Origin of the sequence: Cellulomonas rhizosphaerae (assembly GCF_003470205.1) — a bacterium.
GTDB classification, from domain to species: Bacteria; Actinomycetota; Actinomycetes; order Actinomycetales; family Cellulomonadaceae; genus Cellulomonas; species Cellulomonas rhizosphaerae.
Genome location: NZ_QWKP01000202.1, coordinates 21041 through 38440 on the forward strand (window position 1 = coordinate 21041; position 17400 = coordinate 38440).

Genomic DNA, 17400 nt, shown 5'->3' on the forward strand with positions numbered 1-17400 from the left:
CCGCGCGCGCACGTGACCCGGCTCCGGCCGACCGCGGCGCCGCCGGACCATTGGGGACCGGTCTGCTGACGAGAATCCAGGAGTGTCGCGTGAACAAGATCATCCGCGTGGCCGCGCTCAGCGGGGCGCTCGCCCTCGCGCTCGCGGCGTGTGGCAGTGCCCCCGAGGACGAGGCCGCCTCGCCCACGTCCGCAGCGCCGGGCGCCAGCGCCTCGAGCGCAGCCCCCGTCGACTTCAAGGCCTGCATGGTCTCGGACTCGGGTGGCTTCGAGGACAAGTCGTTCAACCAGTCGGGTGCCGAGGGCCTCGAGCGCGCAGGCGCCGAGCTCGGTGTCCAGACGAACAAGGTCGAGTCGACCGCCGCGACGGACTTCACGCCGAACATCGCGCAGCTGCTCTCCGACAAGTGCAACCTGATCATCGGTGTCGGCTTCCTCCTCGAGGACCCGATCCAGGCCGCGGCCGAGGCCAACACGGACGTCGAGTTCGCGCTCGTCGACTCCGCGTTCTCGGACAAGGACTTCAAGCCGGTCACGCTGGAGAACGGCAAGCCGCTGCTCTTCAACACGCAGGAGGCCGCCTTCCTCGCCGGCTACGTCGCCGCGGGCACCAGCGCCACGGGCACGGTTGCGACCTTCGGTGGCATCCAGCTCCCGTCCGTCTCGATCTTCATGGACGGCTTCTCGGACGGCGTCAAGAAGTACAACGAGGACTTCGACAAGAAGGTCAAGCTCCTCGGCTGGGACAAGGACAAGCAGAAGGGCTCGTTCACGGGCGACTTCGAGGACCAGTCCAAGGGCCAGAACATCGCCAAGGGCTTCATCGACCAGGGCGCTGACGTGATCATGCCCGTCGCCGGCCCCGTCGGCCTCGGTGCCGCCGCTGCCGCCAAGGACGCGGGCGACGTCATGATCGTCGGCGTCGACGCCGACTGGTACGACACGGCGCCGGACTACAAGTCCATCATCCTGACCTCGGTCATCAAGCAGATCGGCCAGTCGGTCTTCGACACGGTCGAGCAGGCCTCGAAGGACTCCTTCACGTCGGAGCCCTACGTCGGCACGCTCGAGAACGGCGGCATCGACATCGCGCCGTTCCACGACCTGGACTCCAAGGTCCCGGCCGACGTGAAGACGAAGGTCGAGGAGCTCAAGACCCAGATCATCACCGGTGACCTGAAGGTCGAGTCGCCGAGCCAGAACTGATCCACTGACGGTGGCCCGGGCCCCTCGGCCCGGGCCACCGTCATGCCCAGACCGCTGCGCGGCCGCCGGGCGCACTTCGCACCGCCGCGCCGCGACCTGCGCGGCTAGGGTGCTGACAACGACGCGAAGGAGCGTGATCTCGTGAAGCTCGAGCTGCGCGGCATCACCAAGCGGTTCGGCGCCCTGGTGGCGAACGACCACATCGACCTGGTGGTCGAACCCGGCGAGATCCATGCCCTCCTGGGCGAGAACGGCGCCGGGAAGAGCACGTTGATGAACGTGCTCTACGGCCTGTACGACCCCGACGAGGGCCAGATCCTCGTCGACGACGAGCCGCGCGTGTTCGTCGGCCCCGGCGACGCGATGGCCGCGGGCATCGGCATGGTGCACCAGCACTTCATGCTCGTCCCGGTCTTCACCGTCGCGGAGAACGTCGCGCTCGGGCACGAGCCCGTCAAGGGCGGCGGCCTGCTCGACCTCGCCGAGGCGCGCCGCCGCGTCAAGGAGATCTCCGACCGCTTCGGGTTCGACGTGAACCCGGACGCGCTCGTCGAGGACCTGCCCGTCGGTGCCCAGCAGCGCGTCGAGATCATCAAGGCGCTCTCGCGCCGCGCCGAGGTGCTCATCCTCGACGAGCCCACCGCGGTGCTCACGCCGCAGGAGACCGACGAGCTCATCGCGATCATGCGACAGCTCAAGGAGTCGGGCACGTCCATCGTCTTCATCACGCACAAGCTGCGCGAGGTCCGCGCCGTCGCGGACCGCATCACCGTCATCCGCCGGGGCAAGGTCGTCGGCGACGCGGACCCGAGCGCCGCCGAGACCGAGCTCGCCTCGCTCATGGTCGGCCGCTCGGTGTCGCTCGGCGTCGCCAAGGAACCCGCGCAGCCTGGCGACGCGACGGTCAAGATCACCGACCTGAGCGTGATCGACGCCGCGGGCGTCCGCCAGCTCGACGCGGTCTCGTTCGACGTCGCGCGCGGCGAGATCCTCGCGATCGCCGGCGTGCAGGGCAACGGGCAGACCGAGCTGACCGAGGTCATGCTCGGCCTGCAGGCGCCCGTGGCGGGCTCCTTCACGCTCGACGGTCGCGAGCTCGTGGGCCGCTCGGTCACCGACGTGCTGCGGGCCGGCGTGGGCTTCGTGCCCGAGGACCGCACGATCGACGGGATCGTCGCCGAGTTCTCCGTCGCGGAGAACCTCGTGCTCGACCTGCACGACCAGCCGCCGTTCGCGCGCGGCGTCTCGATGAACCCCGCCAAGGTCCTGGCCAACGCCGAGCAGCGCACGGTCGAGTTCGACGTCCGCACGCCGTCGGTGCACGCGCCCGCGGGCACGCTCTCGGGCGGCAACCAGCAGAAGGTCGTCCTCGCACGTGAGATGAGCAGGCCCCTGCGGCTGCTCATCGCGTCGCAGCCCACGCGCGGCCTGGACGTCGGATCGATCGAGTTCGTCCACTCGCGGATCGTGCAGGAGCGCGACAACGGCACGCCGGTGATCATCGTCTCGACCGAGCTCGACGAGGTCCTGGCGTTGGCCGACCGGATCCTGGTCATGTACCGCGGGCGCATCGTCGGGATCGTCCCCGGCGACACGGACCGCGACGTGCTCGGCCTGATGATGGCCGGCGTCCCGCTCGAGGACGCCCAGGCGCAGGCCGCCACCCACCACACGCTGCTCGGCGAGGCCGACCTCGAGGCGGAGCAGGAGACGGCGAGCCCGCCGCCCGCGCCCGTCGCCAGCACGCCCACCCCCCAGCCCGACGAGGAGGCCGGCGAGTGAGCCCGACCACGCCCCCCCTGCCCGACGCCGCGGTCCCGCCGCCGGCGGACACCGGGACGGAGGCCACCACGACGCCCGACGAGAGTCGCGGCCAGACCGCGATGCGCGAGATCCTGGCCAGCAGCTGGGTCGTCACGACCCTCGCGATCGTGCTCGCCCTGATCATCAGCGGCGTGCTCATCGCCGCGGCCGACCAGGAGGTCCAGGACGCCGCGGTCTACCTGTTCGCCAAGCCCGCGGACTTCTTCTCCGCGGCGTGGCACGCCGTCTCGAGCGCGTACGTCGCCCTGTTCCAGGGTGCGGTGTTCGACTCGACCGCGGACACGTTCGCGCAGAAGATCAAGCCGCTGACCGAGACGCTGACGGTCTCGACCCCGCTGATCCTGGCCGGTCTCGGCCTGGGCATCGGCTTCCGCGCCGGCCTGTTCAACATCGGCGCGCAGGGTCAGATCATCCTCGGCGCGGTGTTCGGCGGGTTCATCGGCTTCACGTTCGACCTGCCCCCGGGCCTGCACCTGCTGCTCGCGATGCTCGGTGCGGCGATCGGCGGTGGCCTGTGGGCCGGCGTCGCGGGCGTGCTCAAGGCGCGCACCGGTGCGCACGAGGTGATCGTCACGATCATGCTCAACAGCATCGCGGTCTACCTGATCGCGTACCTGCTGACCACCAAGCCGTTCCAGAACCCGGGCAGCTCCAACCCGATCTCGCCGCCCATCCCGGAGTCGGCGCAGTACCCGCTGCTGCTCGGCGACCAGTTCCGCCTGCACGCGGGCTTCATCGTCGCGATCCTCGCCGCCGTGTTCGTCTGGTGGCTCATGGGTCGCTCGACGATCGGCTTCAAGTGGCGCGCGGTGGGCTCCAACCCGCACGCGGCGCGCACGGCCGGCATCTCGGTGAACTCGGCCTACATCTGGGTCATGGTCACCGCGGGTGCGCTCGCCGGCCTCGCGGGCTCGGCGCAGGTGCTCGGCACGGACAAGGTGCTCACGGCCGACGTGGCCGCCAGCTTCGGGTTCGACGCCATCACGGTCGCCCTGCTCGGCCGGTCCAAGCCGTTCGGCACGTTCCTCGCGGGCCTCCTGTTCGGTGCCCTGCGCGCCGGCGGGTTCGCGATGCAGGCGCGCACCGGCACACCGATCGACATCGTGCTCGTCGTCCAGTCCCTCGTGGTCCTGTTCATCGCGGCTCCGCCGCTGGTCCGCGCGGTGTTCCGCCTGCCTGCGCCCGGCACCCGCCGCACCCGAACGCCCCGCTCGTCGACGAAGGAGGTGGCGGCATGACCGCCACGACCGTGGCGCCGCCGGCGCCCGCCCCGGAGAAGGCCAAGCCGCTCGCGCCGATCAGCTGGAAGGCCCCGATCGGCTACGGCGTCGTCGGCCTGATCAGCCTCGTGCTGTTCGGCCTGCTGCCCGCGGACGGCCAGGACTCGACCTTCGTGCTGTCCACCAGCAAGGACTTCTTCACGATCGACCCGATCACCGTCCCCGCCAAGGTGACCGCGATCGTGCTCTCGGTCATCGCGCTCGTGCTCGCGGGGATCTCCTGGCAGGCGACGCGCAACCGCCGCAAGGTCGGCGCGTGGCTGCCGGTCGTGTTCGGCATCGTCGTCGTGCTCGCGTTCCTCACGTGGGCCGACGCGGGCAAGTCCTCGCCGCTGCCGCTGACGGGCCTGCTGCAGGGCTCGCTGTTCCTGGCGATCCCGCTCGTGTTCGGCTCGCTCGCGGGCCTGCTGTGCGAGCGCTCGGGCATCATCAACGTCGCGATCGAGGGGCAGCTGCTCGCCGGCGCGTTCCTCGCGGCCGTCGTCGCCTCGATCACGAGCTCCGCGTACGTCGGCCTCGTCGCCGCGCCGATCGCCGGGATGATCGTCAGCGCGCTGCTCGTCCTGTTCTCGATCCGGTACGTGGTCAACCAGATCATCGTCGGCGTCGTGCTCAACGTGCTGGTCGTCGGCGTGACGAGCTACCTGTTCTCCACGGTGCTCAAGGCCGACGCGTCGACGTTCAACTCGCCGCCCAAGCTGCCGACGATCGACATCCCGCTGCTCAGCCAGATCCCGATCGTCGGGCCCGTGCTGTTCCGCCAGACGATCCTCGTCTACATCATGTACGTCGTCGTCGTGCTGCTGCAGATCTTCGTCTTCCGCAGCCGCTGGGGCCTGCGCCTGCGCGCGGTCGGCGAGCACCCCAAGGCCGCCGACACCGTGGGCATCAAGGTCAACCGCACCCGCGTGCGGGCGACGCTGCTCGGCGGTGCCGTGGCCGGGCTGGGCGGGGCGTTCTTCACCGTCGCGGCCGGGTTGGCGTTCGGCAAGGAGATGACCGGGGGCAAGGGGTTCATCGCCCTGGCGGCCATGATCCTGGGCCGGTGGAACCCGGTGGGCGCCCTCGCGGCGGCCCTGCTGTTCGGGTTCTCCGACAACCTGCAGGTGGTGCTCGGCATCATCGGCACGCCCATCCCCAGCCAGATCATGCTCATGACGCCGTACGTCGTGACGATCTTCGCCGTCGCCGGACTCGTCGGGCGCGTGCGCCCGCCCGCCGCCGAGGGCATCCCCTACGTGAAGTGAGCGCCGTGACCGACATCGACTGGGACGCCCTGCGGGAAGCCGCGCGGGACGTCATGCACAAGGCGTACGTGCCGTACTCCCACTTCCCGGTGGGCGCGGCCGCGCTGGTCGACGACGGCAGCGTCGTCGTCGGCTGCAACGTGGAGAACGCCTCGTACGGCGTGACGCTGTGCGCCGAGTGCTCGCTCGTCTCCGCCCTCGTGGTGCAGGGCGGCGGGCGGCTCGTGGCGTTCACGTGCGTCGACGGGCACGGCAACGTGCTCATGCCCTGCGGACGCTGCCGCCAGCTGCTGTTCGAGCACGGCGGACCGCGCCTGCTCGTCGAGACCGTGAGCGGCGTCCGACCCATGACCGAGGTGCTGCCCGACGCGTTCGGGCCCGCCGACCTGGAGGAGCGCGCATGAGCTTCGATGCTGTCGAGGTGATCGTCGCCAAGCGCGACGGGCACCGCCTGTCCGACGCGCAGATCGACTGGGTGATCGACGCCTACACCCACGGCGCGGTCGCCGAGGAGCAGATGTCGGCGCTGACCATGGCGATCCTGCTCAACGGCATGGACCGCGCGGAGATCGCCCGCTGGACCGGCGCGATGATCGCGTCGGGCGAGCGGATGTCGTTCTCCCACCTGAGCCGCCCGACCGCCGACAAGCACTCGACCGGCGGGGTCGGCGACAAGATCACGCTCCCGCTCGCGCCGCTCGTGGCCGTGTTCGGCGTCGCCGTGCCGCAGCTCTCGGGCCGCGGCCTGGGCCACACCGGGGGGACGCTCGACAAGCTCGAGTCCATCCCCGGCTGGCGGGCCGCGCTGAGCAACGACGAGATGATGGTGCAGCTCGAGGACGTCGGCGCGGTCATCTGCCAGGCCGGCTCGGGCCTCGCGCCCGCCGACCGCAAGCTCTACGCGCTGCGCGACGTCACGGGCACGGTCGAGGCGATCCCGCTGATCGCGAGCTCGATCATGAGCAAGAAGATCGCGGAGGGCACGGGCGCGCTCGTGCTCGACGTCAAGGTCGGATCGGGCGCCTTCATGAAGGACCTCGACCGCGCCACCGAGCTCGCGCGCACCATGGTCGAGCTCGGCACCGACGCGGGCGTCAACACGGTCGCGCTGCTCACCGACATGGACGTGCCGCTCGGCCTGACCGCGGGCAACGCGCTCGAGGTCCGCGAGTCGGTCGAGGTGCTCGCGGGCGGGGGGCCGGCGGACGTCGTCGAGCTCACGGTCGCCCTCGCGCGCGAGATGCTCACGGCCGCCGGACGGCCCGACGAGGACGTGGCCGCCGCGCTGCGCGACGGGCGCGCGATGGACGCCTGGAACCGCATGATCGCCGCCCAGGGCGGGGACCCGCACGCGGAGCTGCCCGTCGCACGCGAGACCGAGCAGGTGCTGGCGGAGTCGGACGGCGTGCTGACCACGCTCGACGCCTACGCCGTGGGGATCGCCGCGTGGCGCCTCGGGGCGGGGCGCGCGCGCAAGGAGGACCCGGTGCAGGCCGGTGCGGGCGTGGAGATCCACGCGCGGCCGGGCGACGTCGTGCGGGCCGGGCAGCCGCTGCTGACCCTGCACACCGACACCCCCGAGCGGTTCGGCCGGGCGCGCGAGGCGCTCGCCGGCGGCCTCGTCGTCGGCCCCGCCGGGACCGTCGTCGAGAACCGCCCGCTGGTCATCGACCGCATCGGCTGACCCCGCGGCGACGTGGCGGCACGTCGCCGCGGGGAGCACGATGGGAACGCCCTGACCCAAGGAGGAGCCATGAGCACCGTCCCCGGATCCGACGCCTGGCGCGACGCCGGCCTCGCGCCCGCGTCGCCCGACGAGCCCGTCCGGCTGGTCGACGACCTCGACCCGCCCGACCCCGAGCAGTACGAGCCCGACTTCCCGCGCCCGGACCTCGACGGCACCGCCGACGAGGCCGACGTGGTGGACCAGGACAGCGAAGTGCTGCTCGACGACGAGGACGGCGACGCGTGAGCCAACCGGATCTCGTCGCGCTGATCCCGTCCCTGCCCAAGGTCCTGCTGCACGACCACCTCGACGGCGGGCTGCGGCCCGCGACGATCGTCGAGCTCGCCGCCGAGATCGGCCACGAGCTGCCCACGACCGACGCCGACGAGCTCGGCCGGTGCTTCGTCGAGGCCGCCGGCGCGGGCACGCTCGAGCTCTACCTCGAGACCTTCGCGCACACCGTCGCGGTCATGCAGAGCACGGACGGGCTGCGCCGCGTGGCACGCGAGGCCGTGCTGGACCTGGCCGCCGACGGCGTGGTCTACGCCGAGCTGCGGTACGCGCCCGAGCAGCACCTGCTCGGCGGGCTGTCCCTGCAGGACGTGGTCGACGCGGTCCAGGCCGGGTTCGCCGACGGGGTCGCCGAGGCGGGCACGATCCGCGTCGGCACCATCCTGTCCGCGATGCGCCACCTCGACCGGGCCGACGAGATCGCCGCACTGGCCCTGGCCAACCGGGACGCGGGCGTCGTCGGCTTCGACATCGCCGGGCCCGAGGAGGGCTTCCCGCCCTCGAAGCACGCGAGCGCGTTCGACACGCTGCGGCTCGCGAGCTTCCCCGCGACCGTGCACGCGGGCGAGGCGGCGGGGCTCGACTCGATCGCCGAGGCCGTCCAGGTGGCCGGCGCGTCCCGCCTCGGGCACGGCGTCCGGCTCGCCGACGACGTGCACGCCGACGCGCTCGGGCTGCTCGCGCACTGGGTGCGCGACCGCCGCATCCCGCTCGAGCTGTGCCCCTCGTCCAACGTCCAGACCGGCGGCGCTGCCTCCGTCGCCGAGCACCCGGTCACCAGGCTGCGCGAGCTGGGCATGGCCGTCACGATCAACACCGACAACCGGCTGCAGTCCGGCACGTCCCTGTCCCGCGAGCTCACGCTGCTCGTGCAGGAGGCGGGCTGGACGCTGGCCGACCTCGAGGACGTCACGGTCACCGCCGCGTCGCACTCGTTCGCCCACCACGACGAGCGCGCCGCGCTCATCGACACCGTGATCCGGCCCGCGTACGCCGCGGCCCGGGGAGGAAGGCACCGCGCATGAGCCACGAACCCCTCGACTCGACCGCGCTCGCGCAGTTCGTCGACCACACCCTGCTCAAGCCCGAGGCCACGCGCGCCGACGTCGAGGCCCTCATCACCGAGGGCGTCGCCCTGGGCGTCTACTCGGTGTGCATCTCGCCGTCGTTCCTGCCCGTCGAAGCACGCGGCCTCAAGGTCGCGACCGTGTGCGGGTTCCCGTCCGGCAAGCACCGCTCGGAGGTCAAGGCCGCCGAAGCCGCGCAGTCCGTGGCCGACGGCGCCGACGAGGTCGACATGGTGATCGACGTGGGTGCCGCGAAGGAGGGCCGCTTCGAGGCCGTCCAGGCGGACATCGCCGCGGTGCGCGCCGCGGTGCCGGCGCCGAAGGTGCTCAAGGTGATCATCGAGTCGGCCGCGCTGAGCGACCACGAGATCGTCGAGGTGTGCCGTGCCGCGGAGGCTGCGGGCGCCGACTTCGTGAAGACCTCGACCGGTTTCCACCCGACGGGCGGTGCCTCGGTGCACGCCGTGCGGATCATGGCCGACACCGTGGGCGGGCGGCTCGGGATCAAGGCGTCGGGCGGCGTCCGCACCGCCGGCGACGCGCTCGAGATGATCGAGGCCGGCGCGACCCGTCTGGGTCTGTCCGGCACGGCCGCCGTGCTCGCGGGCCTCGAGGCGGACGCCGGGTACTGAGCGCGCCTCGACTGCGCACACCCGGCTGACTGACGACGACCGAGGAGAGCCATGACCGCCGCCCAGCCCTCCGGCTTCGCCTTCACCGTCACGGGCGACGAGGTCGTCATCACCCACCACGGCCGCCGCGCCACGATCCTGCGCGGGCGCCGGGCCGCCGACTTCCTCGACGACGTCGAGAGCGGCGACGACCAGCAGCTGATGGCCCGGGTCACCGGCCAGTACCGCCACGGCAACGAGCGCACCGCACGGAACCACCCGCGGAACGCCGGTCGCTGACCCTGGACGGTGGGGCGGCTGTCAGAGTCCCAGGGCCGTGCGCATGTCCGTAGCGACGGCGTCGAGCCGCTCGCGGGCCGCGCGGCGGCCGGCCACCACCGCGTGGTCGTCGGCGCCGGCGTCCAGCGGCACGACGACCTCGAGGTAGCACTTCACCTTGGGCTCGGTCCCGCTGGGCCGCACGATGACGCGCGTCCCGTCCTGCGTCTCGAGGCGCAGCCCCTCGGTCGGCGGCAGGCCGCCGCGATCGTCGTCGGTGCCGGCGGCGAGGTCGACGACGCGGGCCACCTGCGAGCCCGCGAGGGTCGCGGGCGGCGCCGAGCGGAGCCGGTCGACGGTCGCGGGGATCTGGGCCAGGTCGGTGAACCGCGCCGAGACCTGGTCGGTCAGGTGCAGGCCGTGCGTGCGGGCCAGGTCGTCGAGCTCGTCGACCAACGTGCGGCCAGCCGCCTTGAGCCGGGCGGCCTCGCCGGCGACGAGCAGCGCCGCCGTGATGCCGTCCTTGTCGCGCACGTGGGCCGGGTCGACGCAGTAGCCGAGCGCCTCCTCGTAGCCGAAGACGAGGCCGTCGACGCGCGAGATCCACTTGAAGCCGGTGAGGGTCTGCGCATGCCGGACGCTCGCGGCGTCGGCGATGCGCGCGAGCAGGCGCGAGGAGACGATCGAGTTCGCGAACGTCGCGGTCGGGTCGAGCGGGCCGGGGTCGGCGGCGAGCCGGGCCGCGACGGTCGCGCCGAGCAGCGCGCCGGTCTCGTCGCCGTGCAGCATCCGCCAGCCCTCGGCCGCCGCGGTGTCCGGGCCGCGGAAGGAGCGCGAGCGCGGGTCCTGCACCGCGGCCGCGCACCGGTCGGCGTCCGGGTCGAGCGCGAGCACCAGGTCGGCGCCCTCGTCGCCCGCGAGGCCGATCGCGAGGTCGATCGCGCCCGGCTCCTCGGGGTTCGGGAACGCGACGCTCGGGAAGTCGCCGTCCGGGTCGGCCTGCTCGGGCACGACGAGCACGTCGGTGAACCCGGCCTCGGCGAGCACCCGCTGCGCCACAGCGCCGCCCACGCCGTGCAGCGGCGTGAGCACGATGCGCAGCTTCGCGGCGGCGGCGCGCGCCGCCGGGTCGGCCAGGGCGACGGCGGTCGCCACGTACGCGTCGACGACCGCGTCGTCGAGCAGCGTCCAGCCGTCCTGCGCGCGGGGGACGGACGCGACCGACGGGACGCGCGCGATCTCGTGAGCGATCGCCGCGTCCACGGGGGCGACGATCTGCGCGCCCTGGCCGGAGTCGGAGACGACCCGCCCGCCCAGGTAGACCTTGTAGCCGTTGTCCTGCGGGGGGTTGTGCGACGCGGTGACCATGATCCCGGCGTCGGCCTCGAGGTGCCGCACGGCGAACGCGAGCACGGGGGTCGGCAGGGCCGACGGCAAGAGCAGCACCTCGATGCCGACCGCGGTGAGCACCGCGGCGGTGTCGAGCGCGAAGTCGTGGGAGTTGTGCCGCGCGTCGTAGCCGACGACCACGCGGGGGCGGGGGCTCACGCCGTCGAGCTCGCCGAGCAGGAAGTCCGCGATGCCGGACGCCGCGCGGATCACGACCGCGCGGTTCATCCGGTGCGGGCCGCCGCCGAGCCGGCCGCGCAGACCGGCGGTGCCGAACTGCAGCAGGCCGGAGAAGCGGTCGGCCAGCTCGTCGCGGGCGGCGTGCCGCTGGTCGATCACCTGACGCTGGGTCGGGTCCGGGTCGCGGCCGTCCTGGAGCCCGTCCGGCTCGCGGTTCGCGCGTTCCAGGAGGGCGCGCAGCTCGTCGGCGGTGTCGTGGTCGGGGTCGTCGTCGACCCAGGCCTGCACCTGTCCCTCGAGCTCCGACCACGTGACCTGCTTCGACCCGGCGTCGTCCATCGCACCAACGTAGCGGCCCGGCGGCCGCCCGACGATCAGAGGCGCTTGATGACCTCGGCCAGCAGCGCGCTGATGCGCGGCCCGGCGGCCGCGCCGGCCTCGAGGACCTCCGCGTGCGCGAGCGGTGTCTCGCTGATCCCGGCGCCGAAGTTGGTGACGAGCGAGACGCCCAGCACCTCGAGGCCCGCGTGCCGCGCGGCGATCGCCTCGAGCGTCGTCGACATCCCGACGAGGTCGCCGCCCAGGACACCGGCCATGCGCACCTCGGCCGGGGTCTCGTAGTGCGGCCCGGGGAACTGCACGTACACGCCCTCGCCGAGGGTCGCGTCGACCTCGTGCGCGATCGCGCGCAGGCGGGTCGAGTACAGGTCGGTGAGGTCGACGAACGTCGCGCCCTCGAGCGGCGAGGTCGCCGTGAGGTTGATGTGGTCGCGGATGAGCACGGGCGTGCCCGGGCCCCACGCGGGGTTGAGGCCGCCGCAGCCGTTGGTCAGCACGACGGTCGTCGCGCCGGCCGCGGCCGCGGTGCGCACCCCGTGCACGACGCGACGCACGCCGCGCCCCTCGTACAGGTGCGTGCGCGAGCCGAGCACGAGCGCGTGCTTGCCGGTCGCCGCGATGCGCACCGAGCGGATGATCCCGCTGTGCCCGACGACGGCCGCGGCCGAGAAGCCGGGGACGTCGGTGCTCGGGATCTCGGCGACCGTCTCGCCGAGCAGGTCCGCCGCGCCGCCCCAGCCGGAGCCCAGCACGAGCGCGACGTCGTGCTTCGGCACGCCTGTCGCCTCGGCGAGGTGCGCCGCGGCCGCGCGTGCTGCGTCGAACGGGTCGGTCGTCGGGTCGTCGAGGTCTGTGACGTCGCTCATGCCCCGAGGTTATCGCCCGTGCGAGCACTCACAGGAACGGCACAATGGGCGTCGTGAGCACACCTGCGCCCGATGCGTCCGTGAACCCCGCCAGCCGCGTCGTCATCGTCGGCGGTGGTCCCGGTGGCTACGAGGCGGCTCTCGTCGCCCGGCGCCTGGGTGCCGACGTGACGATCGTCGAGCGTGCGGGCCTCGGTGGCGCCGCGGTGCTCACCGACGTCATGCCGTCCAAGACGCTCATCGCGACCGCCGAGTGGCTCACCATCGCCGACCGCGCGCCCGAGCTGGGCATCCGCGCCGACAACCTCGCCGCGTCCGGCGCGGAGGCGCGCCACTACATCGACCTCGCCGCGGTCAACACGCGCGTCAAGGCGCTGGCCGCCGCCCAGAGCGCCGACATCCGTGCGCGCCTGGAGCGCGAGGGCGTGCGGATCCTGCTCGGCGAGGGGCGCCTGGACGGCCCGCAGCGCGTGCTCGTGACGACGCCGGGCGGCGTGGCCGACGAGGCCCTCGAGGCCGACATGATCCTCGTCGCGACCGGTGCGACGCCGCGCGAGCTGCCGACGGCCCGCCCCGACGGCGAGCGCATCCTGACCTGGACCCAGCTCTACGACCTCACCGCGCTGCCGGAGAAGCTCATCGTCGTCGGCTCGGGCGTCACCGGGGCCGAGTTCGCCGGCGCGTACACGTCGCTCGGCGCGGACGTCACGCTCGTCTCCAGCCGCGACCGCGTGCTGCCGGGCGAGGACGCGGACGCCGCCGAGCTGCTCGAGGACGTGTTCAAGGCGCGCGGCATGCACGTGCTCTCGCGCTCGCGGGCCGAGGGCGCGCGCCGGACCGCCGACGGTGTCGTCGTGACGCTGGCCGACGGCCGCGAGGTCGAGGGGTCGCACGTGCTGTTCGCGGTCGGGTCGATCCCCACGACGACCGGGCTCGGGCTCGAGGAGGCCGGCGTGCGCCTGTCGCCGTCGGGGCACATCCAGGTCGACAAGGTCTCGCGCACGAGCGCGCGCGGCATCTACGCCGCCGGCGACGTCACGGGCGTGCTGCCGCTCGCGTCGGTCGCGGCGACGCAGGGCCGGATCGCGATGTCGCACGCACTCGGCGACGCGGTCAAGCCGCTCGCGCTGCGCGGCGTCTCGGCGAACATCTTCACGGCACCGGAGATCGCCACGGTCGGGCTCTCGGAGTCCCGGCTGCAGTCGATGGGCATCCAGTACGCGGTGAGCATGCTGCCCATCGCCCGCAACCCCCGCGCCAAGATGCTCGGCGTGCGGGAGGGGTTCATCAAGATCTTCGCGCACCCGGCCTCGGGCCAGGTGCTGGGCGCGGTGCTCGTCGGGCCGCGCGCGTCCGAGTCGGTGTTCCCGCTGACCCTCGCCGTGACCCATCGGATGACCACCGACCAGGTCGCCGAGGCCGTGACCGTCTACCCGTCGATGTCGGGGACGATCGCGGAGGTGGCACGCATGCTGCATCACCGTACGGAGGACTGACGCGGAGCGCAGGGGCCGGTGGGGGCGAAGCACCCGCCGGCCCCGGAGCGCAGCGTCAGTCCGACCACAAGCACAGGGACTGAGGCGCCCAACAAGCCCGGCCGGCGCGCAGCGCCGCCGACGCCTGCCCCCAGGCGAGCGCCCACCCGCCCAGCCCGGGCATCACGCCGATTTCTCATCGATACGCCGATTGCAATCACCGTATCGATGACGAATCGGCGTACTGACGACCAGCGGCAGCGCTGGCCGCCCCGCGGCGCAGCCTCCGACCCCAACGCTCAGCTCATCGGTGCCGCGCGCGTCACCACCGGCAGGTGGTCCGACTCGCGGGGCTCGGTCGGGACGCGGGCGTCGGTGAAGGTCATCTGCTGACCGAAGATCCAGTCGATGCGGGCGTCGGGGTCGGTGCTGGGTGAGGTCAAGGCGTCCGACGAGCCGGCGGTGTCGACCGCCGAGACCCAGCCGGCGTCCTCGAGCAGCGTGATCTCGGGCCAGCCCGGCTCGGCGTTGAGGTCGCCTGCGAGCAGCGAGGGGCCGGTGACGGGCTCGTCGGCCAGCAGCGTGCGGAGCTGCTCGAGGCGGGTCGGCGTGTTCTCCTCGCGGTGCTGGAGGTGGACCGACGTCACGCGCACGGCGGTGCCCGACCGCGTCACGACGGTCGTCGACAGCGCCGAGCGCTGCTGTGGCCCCGCGCCGTACGGGAGGGCGTGGACGGCCGTGTCGGCCAGCGCGGAGCGGGACAGGACGGCGTTGCCGAACTGCCGGTCGGCCGCCGGCGCGAAGCGCACGGTCATCCCGAGGCGGTGCGCCATCCAGGTCGCGACGTCGGTGCCGCCGCCGAAGATCCAGCCGCGCTCGACCTCCTGCAGCGCGACGACGTCCGGGTGCTCCTCGGCGATGGTCCGCGCGATGCCCTCGAGGTCCACCGCTGTGAGCGGCGAGACCCCGTAGTGCAGGTTCCAGGTGACGACGGTCAGCTCGTCGCTCGCGGCGCGCGCGGGGACGTCCGGGCCGGTGGTGCTGGTCCCGTAGGGCACGAGGCCGACGAGCGCGAGCAGGACCGCGGGCCCGAGGAGCAGCCGCACGGTGTTGACCCGCGCGGGGATGCGCTCGGGGGCGGGATGCTCGACGGGCGGCGAGTCGGGCGTGCGTCGACGCAACCCGGTCAGCGCCAGGACCAGCGCGGCGATGACGACGACCCACGCGTTGTCGACCGGCAGCGGGACGTCGTAGTCGAGCATGTAGAGCAGGAGCGGCAGCACGATGCCGAGGCCGGCGATCGCGGTCGCCCCCATGGTCCGCAGCACGCCGCGCGGCGCGGGCCCGTGCATGGTCAGGGTTCCGGTGACGACGACCCCGACCGCGACCGCGAGCACGACGAGCGCGACGAGGGCGAGCGCGCCGGTCAGCCACATCGTCCCGGCGGTCCCCGCGACGAGCAGCACCGCGGCGCCGATCCGCACGGGGCCGGGCCACGTCTCGGGCCGCAGCAGGATCCACACGCCGACCACCGAGGCGAGGACCAGCACGAGCCCCGCGATGCCCAGGGCGATGCCGGTCTGCGAGGCCGCGAACGCAGGGTTGGCCAGGATCATCGCGGCGAGCGCGAGGAACGGACCGAGCGCCCAGAGTCGCCGCGGCCGGCCGGTCGCGGGCGCGGCACCGCCGTGCCCGCGGGACAGCGAGCGCGCGGTGAGCAGCGGCGCGAGCGCGATCACGGCGGCCACGACCCAGCCCGACCAGCCGTCCCGCCAGATCGCGTCCCACGTGCCGAGGGCCATCTGCAGTCCGACGGAGAGCCCGCACCCGAGCAGCAGCCCGGTCGCGGCCTGCCGCCCTCCCGCAGGGCGTCCGGCGACGAAGGCCACCGCGAGCGTGAGCGCCGCGACCGCGACGGCCACTGTCACGAGCCCGACCCAGAACAGCGCCCCGCCGTCGACGGCCTGCGCGAGCAGCCGTGCGACGGCCAGGACTCCTGCGCCGGTCAGGACCGCGGCCGTCGTCGGGATCCCCGAGCGGCAGCGCGTGGCCAGCAGCACGAGGCCCGCGACGAGCCCGGCGGCCGCGTAGGTGCCCGCCGCGGCGAGACCGGCGGCGACCGTGCTCGTCGCGAACGCGCGGTCGAGCAGGGGGCCGCTCGCGCGGATCATCTCGAGCGCGGCGACGGTCAGCGTCGCGACGAGCCAGACCCGGGTGGGGGTGCCGGCGTCGGGCGGTGTGGCGGGTGGGCGCACGTCGGGTGGGAGCTGCGTCACGCTCGCGACGCTACTCCGAACCGGCCCCCCTCCGCGCTCCGACCAGCGCACTCGTCGGGTCAGGTGAACAGGGCCTGGCCGACGTAGGGGGAGTGGCGGGTGGTCAGCGGCGTGCCGTCCGCGCCGAGGACGAACGAGCCCGCCGCGACGCCCGGCGGCACCGCGAACAGCCCAGACCCGGTGTGCTCGAGGTACTCCATGAGCCCGTCCGACTTGGACAGCTGGTTCTGCATGGGGATGTAGTGCGTGCGCGGGTCGGTGACGAACGCGAGGAAGAACAGCCCCGCGTCGAGCCGCCCGAGCGAGTCGTTGCCGTCGGTGAAGTTGTAGCCGCGGCGCAGCATCCGTGCACCCGAGTTGAAGTCCGGGTGGGCCAGCCGCACGTGAGCGTTCGTCGCGATGAGCGGCTGGTCGGCCCGGCCCGTCGTCTCGAAATTCGGCTCGGTGAACTCGGTGCCGCCGGACAGCGGCGCGCCCTCGCCCTTGTTCCGTCCCACGAGGTCCTCCTGCTCGCGGAGCGAGGTGCGGTCCCACGTCTCGATCCGCATGCGGATGCGCCGCGCGACGAGGTACGAGCCGCCCGTCAGCCACGCCGAGTCGGTGGTGTCCGCGTCGGCGGCCGACGCGGGTACCCAGACGTGCTCGTCGAGCGAGGCCGTCTCCTCGGCCTTGACGTTGGCGGTGCCGTCCTTGAAGCCGAACAGGTTGCGCGGGGTCTTCTGCGCGGTCGACGTCGACGAGGTCCGGCCGTAGCCGAGCTGGGTCCACCGGATCGTCGCCGAGCCGAACGCGGCACGCGACAGGTTCCGGATCGCGTGGACGGCGATCTGCGGGTCGTCGGCGCACGCCTGCACGACGAGGTCGCCACCGGTGCGCGCGGGGTCGAGGTTGTCGGCGGGGAAGTGCGGCAGGTCGACGAGCCCACCGGGCAGCCGGTCGGCGAGGCCGAACCGGTCCGCGCCATCGGCCCCGACGAACAGCGACCGGCCGAACCCGAACGTGATCGTCAGGCCCGCGGGCGGCAGGTCGGCGGCCTCGCCCGTGTCGTCCGGCGGCGCGTCGTACGGGCCCGAGGCCGGGCCGTACGGGCCGGCGGACAGGCCCTGGGTCAGCCGCGCGGCGATCGTCGTCCAGCGCTGCAGCAGCGCGACGAGGTCGTCGCGCGAGGTCGCCGTCACGTCGAACGCGGCCAGGTAGAGCCGGTCCTGCGCGGGTGTGACGATGCCGGCCTGGTGCGTGCCGGTGAACGGGTACGTGCGCGAGCCGCCGGCGGCGACGGCGGGCGCGGGCTCGGGTGCGGTCAGGCGGCCGACGCCGAAGCCGGCCGCGGCGCCGGCGACCGCGA

The 17400-nt window shown here is 73.3% G+C and carries 15 protein-coding genes; 11 read left to right on the forward strand and 4 right to left on the reverse strand.

All coding sequences use genetic code 11. The annotated features are described in order from the left end of the window. The first annotated feature begins 89 nt into the window (after positions 1 to 89). The 10 genes from D1825_RS11460 to D1825_RS11505 all read left to right on the forward strand — a co-directional run bounded on the left by D1825_RS11460 (position 90) and on the right by D1825_RS11505 (position 9551). Positions 90 to 1205, forward strand: a complete 1116-nt coding sequence (locus D1825_RS11460) for a BMP family lipoprotein (RefSeq protein ID WP_118767556.1) — start codon at positions 90 to 92, stop codon at positions 1203 to 1205. Between the two features lie 141 nt (positions 1206 to 1346). Further along, a complete protein-coding gene (locus tag D1825_RS11465) occupies positions 1347 to 2987 on the forward strand; it encodes an ABC transporter ATP-binding protein (protein WP_118767557.1) in 1641 nt (546 codons plus the stop codon). After that, positions 2984 to 4267: an ABC transporter permease gene (locus D1825_RS11470; protein WP_407643327.1), complete on the forward strand. Its 1284-nt coding sequence runs from the start codon at positions 2984 to 2986 to the stop codon at positions 4265 to 4267. Before D1825_RS11465 ends, D1825_RS11470 begins: the two co-directional genes overlap by 4 nt. Further along, entirely contained in the window at positions 4264 to 5556 is a 1293-nt protein-coding gene (locus D1825_RS11475) for an ABC transporter permease (protein WP_118767558.1), read from the forward strand. Before D1825_RS11470 ends, D1825_RS11475 begins: the two co-directional genes overlap by 4 nt. A gap of 5 nt (positions 5557 to 5561) precedes the next feature. Continuing rightward, the gene (locus D1825_RS11480; protein ID WP_118767573.1) at positions 5562 to 5960 is read left to right on the forward strand and encodes a cytidine deaminase; all 399 of its coding nucleotides are present in this window, start codon (positions 5562 to 5564) and stop codon (positions 5958 to 5960) included. Continuing rightward, a complete protein-coding gene (locus D1825_RS11485; RefSeq protein WP_118767559.1) occupies positions 5957 to 7240 on the forward strand; it encodes a thymidine phosphorylase in 1284 nt (427 codons plus the stop codon). Before D1825_RS11480 ends, D1825_RS11485 begins: the two co-directional genes overlap by 4 nt. A 69-nt stretch (positions 7241 to 7309) precedes the next feature. Then, positions 7310 to 7528, forward strand: coding sequence for a hypothetical protein (locus D1825_RS11490; protein ID WP_118767560.1), 219 nt, complete (start codon positions 7310 to 7312; stop codon positions 7526 to 7528). Next, positions 7525 to 8598, forward strand: coding sequence for an adenosine deaminase (locus tag D1825_RS11495; RefSeq protein WP_118767561.1), 1074 nt, complete (start codon positions 7525 to 7527; stop codon positions 8596 to 8598). Before D1825_RS11490 ends, D1825_RS11495 begins: the two co-directional genes overlap by 4 nt. Next, positions 8595 to 9272: a deoxyribose-phosphate aldolase gene (gene deoC / locus D1825_RS11500; RefSeq protein ID WP_118767562.1), complete on the forward strand. Its 678-nt coding sequence runs from the start codon at positions 8595 to 8597 to the stop codon at positions 9270 to 9272. The genes D1825_RS11495 and deoC overlap by 4 nt, the downstream gene beginning before the upstream one ends. A 51-nt stretch (positions 9273 to 9323) precedes the next feature. Next, positions 9324 to 9551 (forward strand): hypothetical protein, encoded by a 228-nt coding sequence (locus D1825_RS11505; RefSeq protein ID WP_118767563.1) that lies wholly within the window; start codon positions 9324 to 9326, stop codon positions 9549 to 9551. Between the two features lie 21 nt (positions 9552 to 9572). Here the strand turns inward: D1825_RS11505 and D1825_RS11510 are convergent, their stop codons facing one another. Both D1825_RS11510 and D1825_RS11515 read right to left on the reverse strand, forming a co-directional pair. Next, positions 9573 to 11438, reverse strand: a complete 1866-nt coding sequence (locus D1825_RS11510; RefSeq protein ID WP_118767564.1) for a phospho-sugar mutase — start codon at positions 11436 to 11438, stop codon at positions 9573 to 9575. A gap of 35 nt (positions 11439 to 11473) precedes the next feature. Then, positions 11474 to 12304 carry a purine-nucleoside phosphorylase gene (locus D1825_RS11515; RefSeq protein ID WP_118767565.1) on the reverse strand — a complete coding sequence of 277 codons (831 nt, stop codon included), beginning with the start codon at positions 12302 to 12304 and terminating at the stop codon, positions 11474 to 11476. Between the two features lie 44 nt (positions 12305 to 12348). On the opposite strand from D1825_RS11515, the gene D1825_RS11520 reads away from it, so the two are divergent. Further along, positions 12349 to 13800 (forward strand): NAD(P)H-quinone dehydrogenase, encoded by a 1452-nt coding sequence (locus tag D1825_RS11520; RefSeq protein ID WP_118767566.1) that lies wholly within the window; start codon positions 12349 to 12351, stop codon positions 13798 to 13800. A 278-nt stretch (positions 13801 to 14078) separates the two neighbouring features. Here the strand turns inward: D1825_RS11520 and D1825_RS11525 are convergent, their stop codons facing one another. Next, positions 14079 to 16055, reverse strand: a complete 1977-nt coding sequence (locus tag D1825_RS11525) for an endonuclease/exonuclease/phosphatase family protein (protein ID WP_233549849.1) — start codon at positions 16053 to 16055, stop codon at positions 14079 to 14081. A gap of 59 nt (positions 16056 to 16114) precedes the next feature. Continuing rightward, a partial coding sequence (gene efeB, locus D1825_RS11530; RefSeq protein WP_118767567.1) for an iron uptake transporter deferrochelatase/peroxidase subunit occupies positions 16115 to 17400 on the reverse strand: 1286 nt, incomplete at its 5' end.